We start from the raw sequence: 17,686 nt of genomic DNA on the forward strand, positions 1-17,686 counted from the left end.
AGTTCACAAGTTCACGAGTTCGGAGGAAAAGTTCCTGGGTTCCAGAGTTGTCGTAACTCTGGAAGGAAGCTGCTTAAAGGAGCTTTAAACTACAAAAGTCTTGAAGACTTTTGTAGTTTCTGCGGTGCGGCAATCTACCTCCAATAACGCCGGACAGAACTTGCAACCTGGAAGCAACAGGTGAACAAATGAACTTGTGAACTGTCCCTCAACTTGTGAACTCGTGAACTTGTGAACTTCTCCGATGTACCTCAATTGCAAAACCTTCTTCTCCTACCGCTACGGCACTTTCGGCACCGAGGAACTGGTGCAGGCCGCCGTGGAAGCCGGCGCCTCGTCCTTGGCGCTGACCAATATCAACAATACCGCCGACCTCTGGGACTTTTACGAATACTGCACCGCTGCGGGCCTGCAGCCCGTGCTGGGCGCCGAGATCCGCAACGGCGACGAGCTGCTGTACCTGCTGCTGGCACGGAATAACGAGGGTATAGCCGCGATCAATTATTTTTTGACGGCGCACCTGCAGCAGAAAACGCCTTTTCCTCCAAAGCCGGCACTGGAAGACGTCTGGGTCATTTACCCGCTGGGGCGGGTGCAGCCCGGGGAGCTGGGCGAACACGAACTCATTGGCGTGCAGCCTTCAGAAGTGGGCCGGCTGTTTTCGGCAGGCGTGGGGGCCTTCCCCGGCAGGTGGGTGATGCGCCAGCCCGTAACGTTCCGGGACAAACGATCCTTTAACCTGCACCGCCTGCTGCGGGCAATGGACAAGAACATCATCCTGACCAAACAAAAGGACGAACACACCGCCGCGCCCACCGAGACCTTCCTGCCGCCGGCAAAGCTGCTGGAAGCCTTTCAGCACTACCCGCAGATCATTACGAACACCCTGCAAGTATTTGATAGCTGCAGGTATGAAATAGACTTCCATAGCGATAAGACCAAAAAAGTGTTTACCTCCGATGCCGAAGACGACCGCATCCTGCTCCAGAAGCTGGCCCTCGACGGCCTGCGCAGCCGCTTTGCTTACGGCGATGCCGTAGCGGAAGAGCGGGTGCGTAAGGAACTGGACATTATCAACCGGCTGGGCTTCAACGCCTACTTCCTCATCACCTGGGACATTATTCGCTATGCCCAGTCGCGGGGCTTCTTCTACGTGGGTCGCGGCAGCGGCGCCAACTCCATCGTGGCCTACTGCCTGCAGATCACCGACGTCAACCCCATCGAGCTGGACCTGTACTTTGAACGCTTCCTGAACCCCTACCGCAGCTCGCCGCCCGACTTCGACATCGACTTCAGCTGGCAGGACCGCGACGAAGTGATCGACTACATCTTCAAGCGCTACGGCCGCGACCACGTGGCCCTGCTGGGCATGCACAGTACTTTTCAGTACAACGCCATCCTGCGCGAGCTGGGCAAGGTGTTCGGCCTGCCCAAGGAAGAAGTGGACCAACTGGCCGCCAATCCCAGGGCCATCCCGGGCGAGGACAAGATCCAGCGCTCCATCCTGCAATACGGCAGCCTGCTGAAAAACTTTCCGAACTATCCCAGCATCCACCCCGGCGGCATGCTCATCAGCGATAAGCCGATCTACCACTATACCGCCTTGGAGCTGCCGCCCAAGGGCTTTGCCACCACCCAGTTCGATATGTTCGTGGCGGAAAAAATAGGCCTGTACAAGCTCGACATCCTCAGCCAGCGCGGCCTGGGCCACATCCGCGACGCCATCACCCTGGTGCGGCAGAACCGGGGCGCGGCCGTCGACATCCACGACGTGGAGCGGCTGAAGCAGGATCCCGGCGTGGCAGAGCAGATCCGCCGCGGCGACACCATCGGCTGCTTTTACATTGAAAGCCCGGCCATGCGCCAACTGCTGCTCAAGCTGCGCTGCTCGGACTACCTCACCCTGGTGGCCGCCTCCTCCATCATCCGCCCCGGCGTGGCCCAGTCGGGCATGATGCGGGAATACATTTACCGCTTCCACAACCCCGACAAGTTCGAGTACCTGCACCCCAAGATGAAGGAGCTGCTGGAAGAGACCTACGGGGTGATGGTGTTCCAGGAAGACGTGATCAAGGTGGCGCACCACTTCGCCGGCCTCGACATGGGCGAGGCCGACGTGCTGCGGCGGGCCATGAGCGGCAAATACCGCGGTCGCAAGGAGTTCGAGCGCATCCGCGAACAGTTTTTTTCCAACTGCCGGCAGCTGGGCCACCCCGACGCCCTGGCGGCGGAGGTGTGGCGGCAGATCGAAAGTTTTGGCGGCTACTCCTTCTCCAAGGCGCACTCGGCCTCCTTTGCCGTGGAAAGCTACCAGAGCCTTTTTCTGAAAACCTATTACCCCCTGGAGTTTATGGTGGCCGTCATCAACAACTTCGGCGGCTTTTACTCCACGGAGCTTTACTTCCACGAGCTGAAAAGGGCCGGCGCCCGCATCCATGCACCCTGCGTCAACAACAGCCACGAGCTCACCTCCATCCGCGGCCGCGAGGTGTATATCGGCTTCGTACATGTGAAAAGCCTGGAAAAGGAATCGGTGGTGCGCCTGCTGCACGACCGGGGCCGGGGCGGCCCCTTTGCCCATTTGCAGGACTTTATCCAGCGTACCGGCATCCACGCCGAACAGCTCAATATCTTAATACGGGTAGGGGCTTTGCGGTTTACCGGCAAGAACAAGAAGGAATTGTTATGGGAGGCCAACTTTTTGCAAAAGCGGGTAAAGCAGGGGGCGCCGGCTGCCGGCCTGCTGTTCGAGGAGCCGCCCGTGGCGTTCCGCTTGCCCGAGCTGCACCATACGGCCCGCGAGGACGCCATGGACGAAACGGAGCTGCTGGGGTTCCCGCTCTGCGATCCCTTTGCGCTGGCCGATACCGGTGGTGCCGCCTTTGATGCGGCCGCGGGGCTTTGCGCCAAAGTGGGCTGGGAAGTGAATGTGCTGGGGTATTATGTCACACAGAAACCGGTGCGTACGGTAAAAGGGGAGGTCATGTTCTTCGGCACCTTCCTCGACCCGGCGGGCGACTGGATCGATACGGTGCATTTTCCTGCCGTGGCGAACCGCTACCCGCTGGGGGGCAAGGGCTTTTACCACCTCCGCGGCACCGTCACCGACGACTTCGGCGTCTACAGCATCGAGGTTACCTGGATGCGGAAAGTAGGGGTGAAGGAATGAATATTAGGGTATTGGTTAATTGGTTAATTAGGAATTTGGCGGAGCCTTTCAATCGTCAAGGCCCAATATCCCAATTAACCAATGAACCAATTCCTTTTCAGTTGGTTAGTTCAACTCACTGACCGGGGTTTGTGTTTTACCGCGTTTGACATAGATGCGTTCCGGCACGTCGCCGAAAAGGAAAAGGGCGGTATCACACAACCATACTTTTTTGTTGATCAACCGTCCCTTGAAGCGGTGCAGCAGGTAGTAGCCGCCGCCCTTGGGGGCATCACAGATCTCCTCCAGCGATAACAGTTCGGCCCCTTCGAAGGGCTCGGTATCCATGCTGAGGGTCACCTTGTTCTTACCCCGGGACAAAAAATCGAGGATGGTATCCCTGCCGGTTTCCATGGGCAGGTAGGCCTGGCTGCCGCCGGCCTGGGAAGACTCGTTTACTTTAAGGTACCAGGAATCGTCTTGCTTGCTGAATGTGTGCGTGTTCATAATCAATCTGACTTTGCGTTAATGATTCAATCAACTCTAACCCGGCTTCTCTTCAGGCGCTCCAAAACAAAAAGCAAAAGGTTGCGGCTCAGAACCACTTACTTCCGACGCCGATCCGGCTCCCTCACGGCCCGGTATAACCGGGAATAAGAGAAAGAACCGACGGGCAAAGAAGCGCTTCGCCTGCTCAAGTGCGTACAAAAACGCCGCAGGAGCTTTTTTGTTCTACGAAGGGACCTGTTTTAACAAAACAAAAAAAGCAGGGCTGCTCCGCGGACACGGCACGTACCTACTTTATATTATCGGGAAGGGAAGCAACGGGTAAACACGGTCCGGGGCCGGGAGGCGGAAAACAGGAAGCATAAAAGGCGGGATACATTTTCATGTGGCAAACGTTTTCATTGTTCAAAGCCATTATCCGGCTTCTTATACTTGTTCGATAACAAGGTGCAAGCTAGCCACCATCCGGCTCAGGTAACGTGACGGGCATCAACCCGCCGGGTGATTGCCATCAACAGGGGAGGAGCCATGCTCCGGTTCGTGCTTGCCGGGAAATAAAAAGCCCCTCCGTGGAAACGGAAGGGCACGAATGAATCCTTTACATTAATAAAAGCCACAAAACAAAGTAGGTGATAAAGCCCCGCCCGGCGGGGCTTTATTGTCTTCCAATGCAAATCAAAACCAGATTGCAAAAATAATCAGCCTGCCGGCCCGGGGAATTAGAAACGGATTAGAACTTCGGCTACCCCCCGGGTACTGCCGCTCGAGGCAGAAAAACCACGGATCCCCCGCAGGTGCAAACCCTTGGTATAATATTTAGTTGTACAACAGCAAAAAACCTTTTATGAATCCTGACCAAACCATCCTGGACGGCTACTCCGACCAAGAAAAGGGCGCTTACCTGGGCGCGATCGCCTCTATTGCCACCGCCGACAAGCAGGCCTCGCCGGAAGAGGTGGAATACCTCACGGCCCTGGCTACCGCGGCCCGCTTATCGCCGGAACAGCAGCAGCAGGTGCTCCGCTCGGCCAACAGCCTTTCCGGGGAGGAGCTGACCCAATACCTCGACGTGTTGAAGGGCAGCGAGCTGAAGTTCTCCCTGGTTACGGACCTCATGGCCTTTGCCCGGTCGGACAGCGATTATTCGGAAGCCGAAAAGCAACACATCCGCCAAATGGCCCAATACCTGCAGATCGATGCGCAGCAGCTGGCCTTGCTGGACCAGGTGGCTGAAAAAGCGGCGGCGGCACCTGTGCAGGAAGACTCGCCCGCAGCTCCCAACTTCCTGGCATCGGGCGGACTGCAACAGCAGCTGCAAAGCTCCGGCATCAATACCGGCAGCCTGCTGAAAGGCCTCCTGTCCTTTGCCGGCCCCTTTATCCTGGCCAAAATGCTGCGGGGCGACGGCAGGAGCAGTGGCGGCGGCGGACTGGGAGGCATGCTGGGCGGCGCCCTCGGGGGTATGTTCGGAGGCGGCAATCGCGCCGGCAGGGCTGCAGGCGGCGGTGGCGGCGGCCTGGGCTCCCTCATCTCCATGCTGAACGGCGGCCGCGGCTTTGGCAATGCCGGCGGCATGCTGGGCAAGATCCTGAAGGGCTTTTAAGTTCCAGGGCAACGAAAGGCACCCATGCCCATTGACCATTCACACACACAAAATACACGCATCATGAAACATTTTATTCCAAAGGCGTACGCCATCGCCCTGTTGCTGACGGCAGGCGTACAGCTTACTTCCTGTAAAAGCGGGCCCAAGGACAGCGACCTGCAGACGGCCGTGAACGATAAGCTGCGGGCCGACCCGGACTATGCCAACATATCGGCCTCGGTAAAAGAGGGCGTGGTGACGCTCAACGGTACCGCCACCAACCCGGAAACAAAGAACGAGGCCAGCGAAGATGTACGCGAAGTAAAGGGCGTCAAAAACGTGGTGGACAATATTACCGTGGCAACGCCGGTGGCGCCGGCACCCGTGGAGATCGCCACCGATGATGCCCTGAAAACAGGGGTGGCGGATGCCGTAAAAGATTATCCCGGCGTTACCGCCACCGTCAACAACGGGGAGGTCACCCTTACCGGTGACATCAAACGCGACCGCCTGCCGAACCTGATGCAGTCGCTCCATGCGCTCCACCCCAAAAAGATCAACCAGAACCTCACCGTAAAATAAAAGAGGAGGACCTATTATGGCCTTACAGGAAAAATACAAACAACTGATCGATGCCGCCAAAACGGCCGGCGTCTCCAACCTGCAGGTACGCGAACAGGACAACGTCCTGTACATTGACGGGGTAGCCCCCAATGGCGGTGTCAAAGACAACCTGTGGAATATCTATAATAAGATCGATCCCGACTTCCGCGCCGGCGACCTGATCCTGAACGTCAACCTGCCCGAAGCGGCTGCCGGCACCCGGGCAAAGGTGACGACGGAAACGTCCAACCTCAACATCCGTAAGGGACCGGGGACCGACCAGCCCATCGTGGGCAAGGCCGCCCACCACGAGGTGGTGACCATCCTGAATGCGACCAACGACCAGTGGTCGCTGATCCGCACCGACAAGGGCGTGGAAGGCTATGCCTACTCGCAATACCTGACCCCGGAAGGTTAAAGGCGGGGAATGTAGAAAAATGAAAAGCCAACAGGTAATGATCATGATCATTTGCCTGCTGGCTTTTTCTATGAGGCGTCACTCATAATTGCGTACTCATTTTCCTGCCAGAACGGCCGGGGCCGGTGCAGCTTCTTTCCGGGGGGTGTCCACCTCCGCTTTTTCTTCGCCGTTGCCGTAGGGACGGATGATGAGGCGAAGCGACTGGTCCTTGGTGAAGTAGGCCACCATCCAGTTGTACAAGGTTTTGAAGCGGTTCCGGGCATTAATCAGCGACACCAAGTGGATAAACAGCCACATGAACCAGGCCAGGAAGCCCTTGAAATGCGCTTTGCTCGGCAGGTCTACCACCGCCTTGTTGCGGCCGATAATGGCCATCGAGCCCTTGTCGTTATAGGTGAACGGCTTTTGCTGGCCGTTCTGTTGCAGGGCCAAAAGATTCTTTGCCAGGTTCTTGCCCTGCTGAATGGCCACCTGGGCCACCTGGGGATGGCCCTCGGGGAAGGCTTTGTCCGTGGTTTGCAGGCAGGTATCGCCCAGCGCATACACGTTGGACAGGCCCTTTACCTTATTATATTCGTCCACCAGCAGCCTGCGGCCACGGCCGTAGCACTCCCGGGGAATGCCTTCGAATACCAGGGCGGTTACCCCGGCGGCCCAGATAAGGATCTTGGTGGTAATGGTTTCGCCGTCGGTAAAGATCACCGTGTCGTTGATATAATCCTTTACCAGCTTGTTCAGCTTCACTTCCACGCCCATTTCCACCAGCTTGTCGTGGGTGTATTGCTGCGACTTCTCGCTCATGGGCGCCAGCACTTTGGGGCCGCCGTCCACCAGGTAAATGGCGCCGCTGCTGCCCGACAGCTCGGGATAGTCCTTGCGGATGATATTTTTCCGCATTTCGGCCAGCATCCCGGCGATCTCCACGCCGGTAGGCCCGCCGCCGGCGATGACCACCGTGGTCCGCTTTTTCTTTGCCACCGGGTCGGTTTCAATGGTGGCTTCTTCGAGCTTCTGCAGCAGGTAATTCCGCATTTTAACGGCGTCGTTCACCGTTTTCATCGGCAGCGAACACCGCTTGATGTTTTCGTTGCCAAAAAAGTTGGTCTCCGTGCCGGTGGCCATGACGAGGTAATCATAGCTCAGCTCGCCGGAGGAAAGAATGACTTTATTTTCAGCAGGCACCACTTCTTCCAGCGTGCCCATACGGAACCGGATATTGGACTGGTCCTGGAACAATTTGCGGAAAGGGTAGGTGATATTGGAGGTTTCCAGGAAACCGGTGGCTACCTGGTACAACAGGGGTTGAAAGGAATTATAATTGTGCTGGTCGACAATGGTCACTACAAAACCGGCTTTTCCCGCCAGGTGCTGCGCCAGATTGATGCCCGCAAATCCTCCCCCGATAACAACAATGTGCTTATTCATTTCGTATGTATTTACAACCGGCTGTTTGATAATGGTTTTGCCACTCAGTAGTTCCCAAAATACCAGCCAAATTTTCCGCAAGGTACGAACTAAGGACAAGGAAGTCCGAAATAAACTCATGTTTAACGCCCCCGTGCATAACTTCCGGCTTCCTTCCATCTTTCGTCCCTCGTCCGTCGTTCCTCGTACCTGCCCGTCCGGCATCAGGATTGCAAAAGCAGACTTTATTTCCTTAAAGCCGGTAAATTATGATTGAAGACCTCTGGTACAAGAATGCCATTATCTACAGCCTGGACCTGGAAACCTTCATGGACGTGAACGGTGACGGTATCGGCGACTTCGAAGGGCTTTCCCGCCGCCTCGACTACCTGAAAGCCCTGGGCGTGGATGCCCTATGGCTGGCACCCTTCCAGCCTTCCCCCAACCGCGACAACGGCTACGACATCCAGGACTTCTACGGGGTGGACGGACGCCATGGCTCGTCCGGCGACTTCGTGGAGTTCATGCACCAGGCCGAAAAACGGGGCATCAAGGTGATCATCGACCTGGTAGTCAACCACACCTCCGACCAGCACCCCTGGTTCCAGCAGGCCCGCAGCGATAAAAACTCGCCCTACCGCGACTGGTATGTGTGGTCGGATAAAAAACCCGCCAATGCCGACGAGGGGATGGTGTTCCCCGGTGTGCAGAAAAGCACCTGGACCCGCGATGCCAAGGCCGGCGCCTATTATTTCCACCGCTTTTACGACTTCCAGCCCGACCTCAATACCGAAAACCCCGAGGTGCGGGCCGAGATCCGCCGCATCATGGGCTACTGGCTGCAGCTGGGCGTGGCCGGCTTCCGGGTGGACGCGGTGCCCTTTATCCTCGAAAGCAACGTCTCGGGCGGGCAAAAGCCCCAACTGCGCTTCGAATACCTGGGAGAGATGCGCCGTTTCCTGCAGTGGCGGCGCGGTGATGCGGTGCTGTTGGGAGAGGCCAACGTGCTGCCCGAGGTAACCCAGAAGTATTTCGGCGACGAGGGCGACGGCATCCAGCTGATGTTCAACTTTTTCGTGAACCAGCACCTGTTCTATGCCCTGGCCACGGCCGATACCGGCCCGCTGGTGAAGGCGCTGGAAGCCACCCGCGACCTGTTTCCTACCTGCCAGTGGGCCCAGTTCCTGCGCAACCACGACGAGCTGGACCTCGGCCGCCTGACCGACGAACAGCGCCAGAAAGTCTTTGAACGCTTCGGGCCCGAAAAAAACATGCAGCTGTACGAGCGCGGCATCCGCCGGCGCCTCTCGCCCATGCTGGGCAGCCGCCAGCAGACCGAGCTGGCTTACAGCCTGATGTTCTCGCTGCCCGGCACCCCGGTGATCCGTTACGGCGACGAGATCGGCATGGGCGACGACCTCTCCCTGAAGGAGCGCGACGCGGTGCGCACCCCCATGCACTGGTCGGCCGACCCGCAGGCCGGCTTTTCCAAAGCTGCCAAACTGGTGCATCCCGTCATCGAGAAGGGACCCTATGCCTACAGCCATGTGAACGTGGAAGACCAGCGCCGTGACCCCAACTCGCTGCTCAACTGGATGACGGCGCTTATCCGCCTGCGCAAGGAATGCCCCGAGATCGGCTGGGGCGACTGGCAGATCCTGGATACCGGCATCCCGCAGGTGCTGGCGATCTGCTACAGCTGGCAGGGCAATTCGCTGCTTACCCTCCACAATTTCGACGTACAGCCCTACGAAGTGCTCCTGCCGTTTAAGAAGATCAAGGAAGAAAAGCTGGTGGACCTGATGACCAACGCCCACAGCCAGGCCGACGAAAAAGGCTTCCACCGCCTGTCCATAGAGGCTTACGGCTACCGCTGGCTGCGTGCCGGCGACCTGACGCATTTGTTGCAGCGGACGCGGTAAGTTTCTGAGTTCCTGAGTTCCTGAGTTAAAGGAAAAACTACAAAAGTCTCTAAGACTTTTGTAGTTTGCCGTTCCTGCAGACTGTTCTCTCCGGAGTTACGACAACTCAGGAACTCAGGAACTTAGAAACTCAGAAACTAACTTGTATACTCATGATCAAAGCAACCTTACCAACTGTAGTAACCTGTCTTTATTTAGCCGCCTGCAGCCCGATGAAAATGTCGGTCAGCGAGGAGCTGCGGGCCGGCAATGAATATGCCGTGAAAGGCCGCCAGGGCATCCTGGTCAACCAGAAGCTCAGCTTCGGCGAATACACCACCTCCAAAGTAAAACGCTCCTGGACCCCAGGAACGCAGGCGCGTACCGGCATCGGCACCGGCGGCACCGCCCAGGAAGAATGGGTGAACATGATCTCGATGGAATATGTCCGGAAAAAGCAAACCCTCCATTTCTCCCTGGCGGCGGGCGACCACAGCTCGGAAGTGTATTGCGTTTCCAACTTCCGGGCGGAAAGCCTGGTGGTGGGTAAAAACCCGAACAGCGTCCTGAATATCGGCCTCGAACTGCTGGGCGCCGGCTCCTCCGACAGCAAATACTATGTGCAGATCTTTACCAAAGAGGGGGAGCGCCCCTGGGAGCTGGTGCTGGACAACCAGGCGGCGCAGGGCGACCGCAAGCGCTACAAAGGATTTTTGGGCAGAAGCCGGTCCGACTACTACACCATCAGGCCCGTTTTTCACCTGGAACAAAAAGGCCGGCAGGGGGCCATGCCCTTTGGCTCCGCCGGCTACGAGATCGTCAACCCCGATGGCACCGCCGTGGCGGCCGTGTCGCTGATCGACAAGGGCATGGTGTTCCTGGGGAAAACCAATCCCGAAGAACGCTTCCTGATGGCCAACCTCTGCGCCGCCCTGTTGTTGCAGGAACAGATCGGGTAAGAGCGGATAGTTAGCAGAACTGATCAGTATCATCCGACTGCCTGACGGAGGGGGCGTTCCCGGCCTTTCTTAGCTGTCTAGCTTTACGCCGGCCTCGAAGCCGGCGTTTTTATTGGCCGCCCGGGGCTTCCTTTCTTCATTTAAATACGAAGTGCACATGAAAGCTCCCGCTTCCTACACCGCCGCCCAAACAATCCTGGCGGCCACCCTGGCCGGCTTAATTTCCTGGGCCTGTCTCCGCGACAAGGCTACCCGGGAGGCCCTCCCGCCCACAGCGGAGGTCACACAGCAGACGGCCCTGGAAAAGCTGATGGCCGGCAACGACCGCTTCACCCGCATGCAGGTCATCCATCCCGATGAAAGCCTTCCCCGCCTGAAAGCGGTGGCGCAGGAACAGCACCCCTTTGCCGTGGTGGTGTGCTGCTCCGACTCGCGGGTGCCGCCGGAGCTGGTGTTCGACCAGGGCCTCGGCAACCTGTTCGTGGTGCGCACCGCCGGCAATATTATCGGGGGCGTGGAAACCGGCAGCATCGAATACGCAGTGGAGCACCTGGGCGCCCGGTTGGTAGTGGTCATGGGTCATGAGAACTGCGGTGCCGTAAAAGCCTTTGTGGCCGGCGGCACCGCTCCCGGGCATATCCGTGATATCGTGGACAGCCTGAAGAAAGAACAGGAGATCCGGCAGGTGGGTATCAGGGATGAACACCGCCTGGAGTCCTGCGTACAGGCTAATATTGTGCACGGGGTGCATACGCTGCTGGCCCAGTCGGATATCATCCGGGAAAAAGTGGAGCAGGGCGGGCTGCAATTGGTGCCGGCCCGTTACGACCTGGACAACGGCCAGGTAACGCTGCTGCAACCCGCAGAAGTGCTGGCCGGCCGCTGAACCGCCTGGAAATGAAAAGCCCCGGCACAAGGCCGGGGCAGATAATATTAAGGACCCATTGCTGCAGCAAACCTGCTGTTTCGCCCCTGGCTTAGAAGCGGGGACAGCGCATGGCGTTGAGGCTGGAGTTGGGGCGCTTGAGGAAGCCGGCATATACCAGCGACAGCTCGAAACCGTTGCGGCCGAAACCATTGGCGATCTTGCCGGAAATGTTGGCGTCATAGCTCAGGCCCAGCGAAAAGGGCTGGTAATCGACCCGGACGGTAGGGATAAAGGCGTCGTTGAGGCGCAGGAAGCCGCCAGCCTGGATGGTATAGGCCGGGTTTTCCAGGTCATCGCCCAGCCGCAGACCGTACAGCATGCCGCCGATCGTTTCCTGGTAGGTACCCTGGCGCGAATGGTCGGCTTCGAAGGTAACAAAGGAAGCCTCGTCCAGACCGAGCTTCAGCGAGCCGGAGAGCACGTACTTGGGCGACAGTTCGATCTCGCTGTTGGCATAAAAAGAATTCCGGGGCTTGTTGAAATGATGGTAGGCGGCCCCCACGATAAAGTTATTGTCCTTGTTCTCGCCGAAGCTGGAGTTCAGGCTGATGCCCGCGCTGCCGTCCAGGTAAGAGTATTGGGGGTTGGTCATGCTTTCGCCATCACCCATGCCGTCGTAGGAGCTGTTGGTGGTGATCTTCGAGCGGTCGAAGCGCCGCTGTACCACACCGCCCATGAACCCCACGGACAGGTAGGTGCTGCGTTCGGTGCTGAGGCTTTTGTGGTAGTTGAGCGCCGGCAGCACCTGGGTGGTGGTCAGGTTGGCGGTGCCGGACTGGTCGTGGAACAGCTGCAGGGCCGTTGTCAGGAAGTCATCGCCCGAACCCACCGGCATTTTGTATTCGGCATTCACCGTGCTGGTCTTGTACGCGTTGGCCACGTTGTTCCACTGCGAGCGGTGCAGCACCTGCACCCGCACATCGCCATTGACGATACCTGCCAGGGCCGGGTTGCGGTAGAGGGGGGAGGCATAGAATTGCGAAAAGTGCATGTCTTGCGCCAGGGCGGAGCCACCCCAAAGACAGGATACGGTAACGAGCAGTTTAGCCAGGAAACGGTTTTTCATAACTTGGATTTTCATGGGATGATTGGTTTTGCGGGCGACAGGACAAAATTAACTAACGTTACCGGGCAGGCCGGTTACGTTCGGCGAGCAGGGCATAGTCCCTGCCCAAACCACTCTTAAAGCGGTTAAGATTTTTGAGCAAAATAACTGAAAATCAGCGCCCTAGAGGTTACCCTTAGTGCGACCTAAAATAAATACGGATTGGATCTGGGAGGTCGGGACACGTGACAATCGAATGGTTCTTTCCTCGGAAGAAACGGTCTTAATGCGCAACAAAAATGCCCCCGGGTTGCGGAGGCATTTTATTGTGTAAACCATTATCAACTTTCGAGGGTTCCTCTCGCCTGGGGCGAGACGAAATCCGGCATCCGAAATTACCGTAGCAGCGTCACGTCGCCTTTGTAGGGGAGGACTTCGTTATTGGAGCAGACGGCCTCGCAGAAATAGATGAACGTATCGGGCGCCAGCTTTTTCCCCTTGTAGGTGCCGTCCCAGCCGGACGAGGCATCATTGCTGTTGAAATTCCTCCGTTCGAACACCAGCTCGCCCCAGCGGTTATACACCTTCAGGGAACGGATGTTGGAAATGCCGGAGCCGCGGGGATAAAAAACATCGTTGCGGCCATCGCCATTGGGGGAGAAGGTGTTGGGCAAAAACAGGTTGCCGCCGGTACAAACCACCGCCACCGACACCTCGTCGGAATTGGTGCACCCGTAAGCGTTGGCGACCTCCAGCTTGTACTTCATGGGTTCCTTCGGCGTGGCGACGGGGGCGGGACAATCGGCACAGCTCAGGTACGTTGCGGGCACCCACTTCCAGGAAGAAACGTCGGCCGAAGTGGCGGGCCGCAGGGGTACCGACGAACCGGCAGTGGCCGAAATGCCGGGACCCAGCTCCACGGAAGGCTTGCTGCCGACGGCGACCAGCACCGAGTCGGTGCGCACCAAGCAATTGTCGTTGTCAAACGCTTTAACGGTATACCGCGTCGTCACGGTAGGCTGTGCCCGGGGAGTAGCCGAGGCCGGGTTATCCAGGCCGGTGGTGGGCGACCAGGCATAGTTTTCCGCTCCGGAAGCCGACAACCGGGCCGATTCGCCGGCACAGATGGTATCGGCAGGACCCACCGCCAGGGTAAAGGGCTGGCGCACCCTTACCAGAACCGTGTCGGCTTTGGTACAACCGAATTCGTTGGTGCCGATGACCACGTAGGTCGCGTCCTGGGTGGGGGAGGCCACCGGGGCGGGGCAATCCAGGCAGTTCAGGCTGGCGTCCTCGCGCCAGGAGTAGCGGGTGGCACCCGTCACATTAAACTGCAGGGTATTGTTGCGGCACAGCACCCGGTTGGGACCGGCATTGGTGGCCGGAAGGGGATGCACCGTCAGGAGTTTGGTGGCGGTATCCTTGCAGCCATGCTCGTCGGTGACCTGGGCGGTTATGGTATACTTGCCTTCCTTGCTGTACACCTGGGCCGGGGCGGTAGCCGTGCGGGCGGTCTGGCCGTTGCCGAAGGTCCAGTTCCACTGCAGGGCGGCGGCATTGCCCTTCACCACCTGGCCGGCAAAGGACAGGTGGGCCGGCAGGCAGGAGGCCGCCTCACCGGTGATCGCCACGTCGGGCTTTTCATACACTTTCAGCGGAGCCGTACTCAAGGCCGTATCGGCACAACCCGCCTGGGTGCGGGCAATGAACCGGGCAGGGTAGTCGCCGGCAGCGGCATACGCATGCACAGGGCTCTTCACTGCCGCCGTGCCGCCGTCGCCGAAGGTCCATTCATAGGCCGCAACCGGGTCGTTGCTGTTGGTGGTGCCGGTAAAGGTGACATTGCCGGAACCGCAAAGCGTAGCCTGGCTTTGGGAGAAGGAAGCCTCCACACCCATTACCCGGATGGTATCCTTGCCGGGGATATACACGCTGCAGCCGGATTCGTCGGTCAGGATCATCTTGGGTGCAAAGCTGCCCCAGGGAACATAGGTATGAACCACCGAGGTTTCCCGGGTGGTCAAGGTGGCCCCGTCGCGGTAATCCCACACAATGGAGGTATAGTCCGAGGCCGTGGCCTTGAAGTCTACCTTGAGCGGCGTACAGCCCAGCAGGTTCGTATAGCTGAAATTGCCCTTGGGCCCCTTCACCAGGATCTTTTTATCGGCGGTGTCCGAACAGCCGCCCGGCCCGAAGGCCACCAGTTTGGGGTAATAGGTATTGGCCAGGGTGTAGTAGTGCGCCGGGTTGGCCAGGGTCGAATTATTGCCGTCGTCGAACAGCCATTCCAGGCGGTTGTAGTTGGTAGCCGAATGGGTAAACTGCACCAGCAGGGGCGGGCAGTTACCTACTTCGTCGGAAACGGAAAAGTCGGCCTTGGGCATACTTATACGTACATAGGCGGGCTTCAGGGCCGTATCGGTACAGCCGTATTTATCGGCCGCCACCAGCCGCACGGCAAACGACCCTTCGGCGGCGTAGCGGTGCACGGGTTCCGCCCCGGTGGCGGTGGCATTATCGCCGAACGTCCATTTGTAGGTAGCATTGTTCAGGGTGTCCGACTGGTTGAGGAAGCGTACCGCGCTGCCGATGCAGCTGAGGGTATCGGGCGACTGGAAGGCCGCTTTCGGCCGGGTCACCACCAGGCTTTTCTGGCTGACCTTGTTGCTGCAGCCGAAATTGTCCACCACGGTCAGGGACACCGTGTAACTGCCGGTCTTGGTATAGGTATATTGTACGGACGGCTGGCCGGAAGAATCCGACTTGCCGTCACCAAAGGCCCAGATCTTCCGTGCGATCGTGGTGGTGCCGTAGGCTTCCGACTGGTCGCGGAACGTAACCGGCCCTTTCCCCAGGCAGGCGCTGGTTGCCGGCAGGCTGAATACGGCCGTGGGCCCGTACACGCTGACCGGGGTCTCGTACCGGGACTCGCAACCCACCAAATCGGTGATGGTCAGGGAAGCGGTAAACTTGCCCGGGTTTTTATAGGTGCGGGCAGCCGTTCCCGCCGTACTGGCGGTGCCGCCGTCGCCAAAGCGCCAAAGCCAGCGGGAGACCAGGCCGGGGTTGGTAACGGTGCTGGAAAACCGAACGGCGGCATCGGCGCAGATGGGTTCCTTGTCGGCGGTAAAGGTGGCATTTTCATCAATGACGTTGACCGTCTGCCATTTGCTGCCGCTGCAGCCGCCGCTGGTCGACGTAAGGGTCACCTTGTAGGTGCCTTTGGCGGCATAAGTATGCACGGGATTCCGCTCGGTGGAAGTGGTGCCGTCGCCAAAGTCCCAGGACCAGCTGGCGGCTCCCGTCGACTTATCCGTGAATTCTTTTTTGTATTTATCGGAGCAATCGTTCTTCAGGGTAAAGTCGGAGGATGGCGGCTTTACAATAACGGCATTTTGCCGGTACAGCGTATCCGAACAGGTATTGCTCCAGACCACCAGGGTAACGGACTGGGCGCCGCCATTCTGGAATTTATGCACGGGGTTTTTCTCCGACGAGGAATCGAGGGCGCCGAACTTCCATAGCCACCGGTCAATGGCCCCGGTGCTGCGATCGGAAAACTGGATGGGGGTAAGGGCGCAGGCGCCGTCTATGTCGAAGGTAAAATCGGCATCGGGCTTATTGCCGACCCGGACCGCGTCGGCCACGGTGGTGGTGCTGGTACAGCCCATGCTGGTGCCCACCGTCAGGGTCACCGCAAAGTTGCCGGGCCGGGTATAGGTATGGGTGGGATTGCTTTGGGTGCTGGTCGTGCCGTCGCCAAAGTCCCACAGGTAGCTGACGATGGCTTCCTGGTTGGCGATGGTGGCAGTCGGCTTCACCGCCAGGGGGGTGCAGCCGGTGCGCTGCAGGCCCGACAGGGTGACGGCAGGCTGCTGGATGCGGATATATTCGCTGCGGGTGAGGGTATCGCTGCAGCCGCTGCCGTAAAAAACGATCAGGCGCACGGTATACAGGCCGGGCGCTTTATACGTATAGGAAGGCTGGGCCTGGGTGGAGGAGCCGCCGTCGCCGAACAGCCATTTATAGGTGTAGGTGCCTGCCGTCGTGTTTTTGAACGAAACGGTGAACGGGGCCTTGCAGGAGGAGGTTTCGCCGGTGGCGGAAAAAGCCGGGGCGGGTCGGGTACTCACGGTAACGGCCTTGCTCACCGAATCGGCGCAGCTGCCGGAGGCGGACACCAGCTTTACGGTATAGGTCTTGCCCGTGGCAAAGGTTTTCACCGGGTCTTTCTGTTGCGACGTGGTGCCGTCACCGAAATGCCAGGTGAATACGTTGCCGGCGGGGGCCGTGGAGGTATTGGTAAATTGGACCGTGGCAGGATCGCCACATTTATCGGGAATGGCAAACGTAAAATCGGGCTGCGACCGTTCGCCGATCTGGATATACTGGGGTTTGCTGAAGGCTTTGAAGCATCCGTAGTTGTTGGTGGCCTTGAGCGTTACCGTAAAGTTGCCCGCATTCTGGTATACATGCGTGGGGCTGGCGGTGGTGGCGGTGACCCCGTCGCCGAAATCCCAGCTCCAGTTGGTGATGCGGCCGCTGCCGGTGGTGGTGAGGTCGCGGAACTGGACGCTGAGGGGCGGGCAGCTCAGGGAGTCGGAAGCCCGGAAAGCTACGTCGGGATTGGGATAAACGGTAATGAAGGCGTTCCGGACCACCGAGTCGGCGCCGGAAGCGCTACGCACTACCAGCTTGATGGTGTAGGTGCCGGGATTGCTGTAGGTGGTCGAAGGATTTTGCAGCACCGACACCACGCCGTTGCCCAGGCTCCACCGCCATTCGGAGGGATTGCCGCCCGACTTGTCGGTAAAATGAACGAGCAGGGGCGCACAGCCCGATACGGTAGAAGCGGAAAAGTCAGGAGTGGATTGAGCGGACACCCGGACCTGGCCCAGGCACAGGACCAGCGTGAAAAAAAACAGGAACAGGCATCGGCAACCAGGAGAAGGATTCATAAGCGGGTATACGAAATAGTTTAAATAGGATAAGGACGTCAAAAATGCTGCCCGCCAAAATGATGAGCATGCTTTTCAAATCCTATATTTAAAAATACCTATAACCGCAGAGGAAAAGTAAGCGTTTTCTTGTATTGGACTTATCTATTTTGCCCTAAGTGTGCCGCGTATCCTGCCCAACAAAAGAGGCAAAGGTCGCCACAAAAAAAGCCCCGGCAGGATGGGGC

General features: G+C 58.4%; 11 protein-coding genes. 7 read left to right on the forward strand and 4 right to left on the reverse strand.

Features of this window, described 5'->3' with window-relative positions; all coding sequences use genetic code 11:
* The first annotated feature begins 244 nt into the window (after positions 1 to 244).
* A complete protein-coding gene (locus V9K67_RS18885) occupies positions 245 to 3,169 on the forward strand; it encodes a DNA polymerase III subunit alpha (RefSeq protein ID WP_336725161.1) in 2,925 nt (974 codons plus the stop codon).
* Positions 3,170 to 3,274: 105 nt separating this feature from the next.
* On the opposite strand, the gene V9K67_RS18890 is transcribed toward V9K67_RS18885, so the two are convergent.
* Positions 3,275 to 3,655, reverse strand: a complete 381-nt coding sequence (locus tag V9K67_RS18890; protein WP_336725162.1) for a DUF6717 family protein — start codon at positions 3,653 to 3,655, stop codon at positions 3,275 to 3,277.
* A gap of 844 nt (positions 3,656 to 4,499) precedes the next feature.
* Here V9K67_RS18890 and V9K67_RS18895 point away from each other — a divergent pair.
* The 3 genes from V9K67_RS18895 (at position 4,500) to V9K67_RS18905 (ending at position 6,261) form a co-directional block, all read left to right on the forward strand.
* Positions 4,500 to 5,258 (forward strand): TerB family tellurite resistance protein, encoded by a 759-nt coding sequence (locus V9K67_RS18895; RefSeq protein ID WP_336725163.1) that lies wholly within the window; start codon positions 4,500 to 4,502, stop codon positions 5,256 to 5,258.
* A gap of 63 nt (positions 5,259 to 5,321) precedes the next feature.
* Positions 5,322 to 5,822, forward strand: a complete 501-nt coding sequence (locus V9K67_RS18900) for a BON domain-containing protein (protein WP_336725164.1) — start codon at positions 5,322 to 5,324, stop codon at positions 5,820 to 5,822.
* A gap of 16 nt (positions 5,823 to 5,838) precedes the next feature.
* The gene (locus tag V9K67_RS18905) at positions 5,839 to 6,261 is read left to right on the forward strand and encodes an SH3 domain-containing protein (RefSeq protein WP_336725165.1); all 423 of its coding nucleotides are present in this window, start codon (positions 5,839 to 5,841) and stop codon (positions 6,259 to 6,261) included.
* A 96-nt stretch (positions 6,262 to 6,357) separates the two neighbouring features.
* Here V9K67_RS18905 and V9K67_RS18910 read toward each other — a convergent pair whose 3' ends face one another.
* The gene (locus V9K67_RS18910) at positions 6,358 to 7,689 is read right to left on the reverse strand and encodes an NAD(P)/FAD-dependent oxidoreductase (protein ID WP_336725166.1); all 1,332 of its coding nucleotides are present in this window, start codon (positions 7,687 to 7,689) and stop codon (positions 6,358 to 6,360) included.
* A 248-nt stretch (positions 7,690 to 7,937) separates the two neighbouring features.
* Here V9K67_RS18910 and V9K67_RS18915 point away from each other — a divergent pair, with 248 nt between their 5' ends.
* The 3 genes from V9K67_RS18915 (at position 7,938) to V9K67_RS18925 (ending at position 11,414) form a co-directional block, all read left to right on the forward strand.
* Positions 7,938 to 9,590 (forward strand): alpha-amylase family protein, encoded by a 1,653-nt coding sequence (locus V9K67_RS18915; RefSeq protein WP_336725167.1) that lies wholly within the window; start codon positions 7,938 to 7,940, stop codon positions 9,588 to 9,590.
* A gap of 152 nt (positions 9,591 to 9,742) precedes the next feature.
* Positions 9,743 to 10,528, forward strand: coding sequence for a hypothetical protein (locus tag V9K67_RS18920; RefSeq protein ID WP_336725168.1), 786 nt, complete (start codon positions 9,743 to 9,745; stop codon positions 10,526 to 10,528).
* Between the two features lie 157 nt (positions 10,529 to 10,685).
* Positions 10,686 to 11,414 carry a carbonic anhydrase gene (locus tag V9K67_RS18925; RefSeq protein WP_336725169.1) on the forward strand — a complete coding sequence of 243 codons (729 nt, stop codon included), beginning with the start codon at positions 10,686 to 10,688 and terminating at the stop codon, positions 11,412 to 11,414.
* 91 nt (positions 11,415 to 11,505) lie between these two features.
* Here the strand turns inward: V9K67_RS18925 and V9K67_RS18930 are convergent, their stop codons facing one another.
* Positions 11,506 to 12,522 (reverse strand): PorP/SprF family type IX secretion system membrane protein, encoded by a 1,017-nt coding sequence (locus tag V9K67_RS18930; RefSeq protein WP_336725170.1) that lies wholly within the window; start codon positions 12,520 to 12,522, stop codon positions 11,506 to 11,508.
* Positions 12,523 to 12,896: 374 nt separating this feature from the next.
* Positions 12,897 to 17,459, reverse strand: a complete 4,563-nt coding sequence (locus V9K67_RS18935; RefSeq protein WP_336725171.1) for a PKD domain-containing protein — start codon at positions 17,457 to 17,459, stop codon at positions 12,897 to 12,899.
* Positions 17,460 to 17,686: the final 227 nt, after the last annotated feature.

It is taken from the genome of Huijunlia imazamoxiresistens, from assembly GCF_037132455.1.
GTDB lineage: Bacteria > Bacteroidota > Bacteroidia > Chitinophagales > Chitinophagaceae > Flavisolibacter > Flavisolibacter imazamoxiresistens.

Excerpts from the sequence above, each read along its gene's own strand:
- V9K67_RS18900 (WP_336725164.1), top strand. The coding sequence starts at position 5,322 with ATGAAACATTTTATTCCAAAGGCGTACGCCATCGCCCTGTTGCTGACG.
- V9K67_RS18895 (WP_336725163.1), top strand. The coding sequence starts at position 4,500 with ATGAATCCTGACCAAACCATCCTGGACGGCTACTCCGACCAAGAAAAG.
- V9K67_RS18920 (WP_336725168.1), top strand. The coding sequence starts at position 9,743 with ATGATCAAAGCAACCTTACCAACTGTAGTAACCTGTCTTTATTTAGCC.
- V9K67_RS18910 (WP_336725166.1), bottom strand. The coding sequence starts at position 7,689 with ATGAATAAGCACATTGTTGTTATCGGGGGAGGATTTGCGGGCATCAAT.
- V9K67_RS18925 (WP_336725169.1), top strand. The coding sequence starts at position 10,686 with ATGAAAGCTCCCGCTTCCTACACCGCCGCCCAAACAATCCTGGCGGCC.
- V9K67_RS18890 (WP_336725162.1), bottom strand. The coding sequence starts at position 3,655 with ATGAACACGCACACATTCAGCAAGCAAGACGATTCCTGGTACCTTAAA.
- V9K67_RS18935 (WP_336725171.1), bottom strand. The coding sequence starts at position 17,459 with ATGAATCCTTCTCCTGGTTGCCGATGCCTGTTCCTGTTTTTTTTCACG.
- V9K67_RS18885 (WP_336725161.1), top strand. The coding sequence starts at position 245 with ATGTACCTCAATTGCAAAACCTTCTTCTCCTACCGCTACGGCACTTTC.
- V9K67_RS18930 (WP_336725170.1), bottom strand. The coding sequence starts at position 12,522 with ATGAAAAACCGTTTCCTGGCTAAACTGCTCGTTACCGTATCCTGTCTT.
- V9K67_RS18905 (WP_336725165.1), top strand. The coding sequence starts at position 5,839 with ATGGCCTTACAGGAAAAATACAAACAACTGATCGATGCCGCCAAAACG.
- V9K67_RS18915 (WP_336725167.1), top strand. The coding sequence starts at position 7,938 with ATGATTGAAGACCTCTGGTACAAGAATGCCATTATCTACAGCCTGGAC.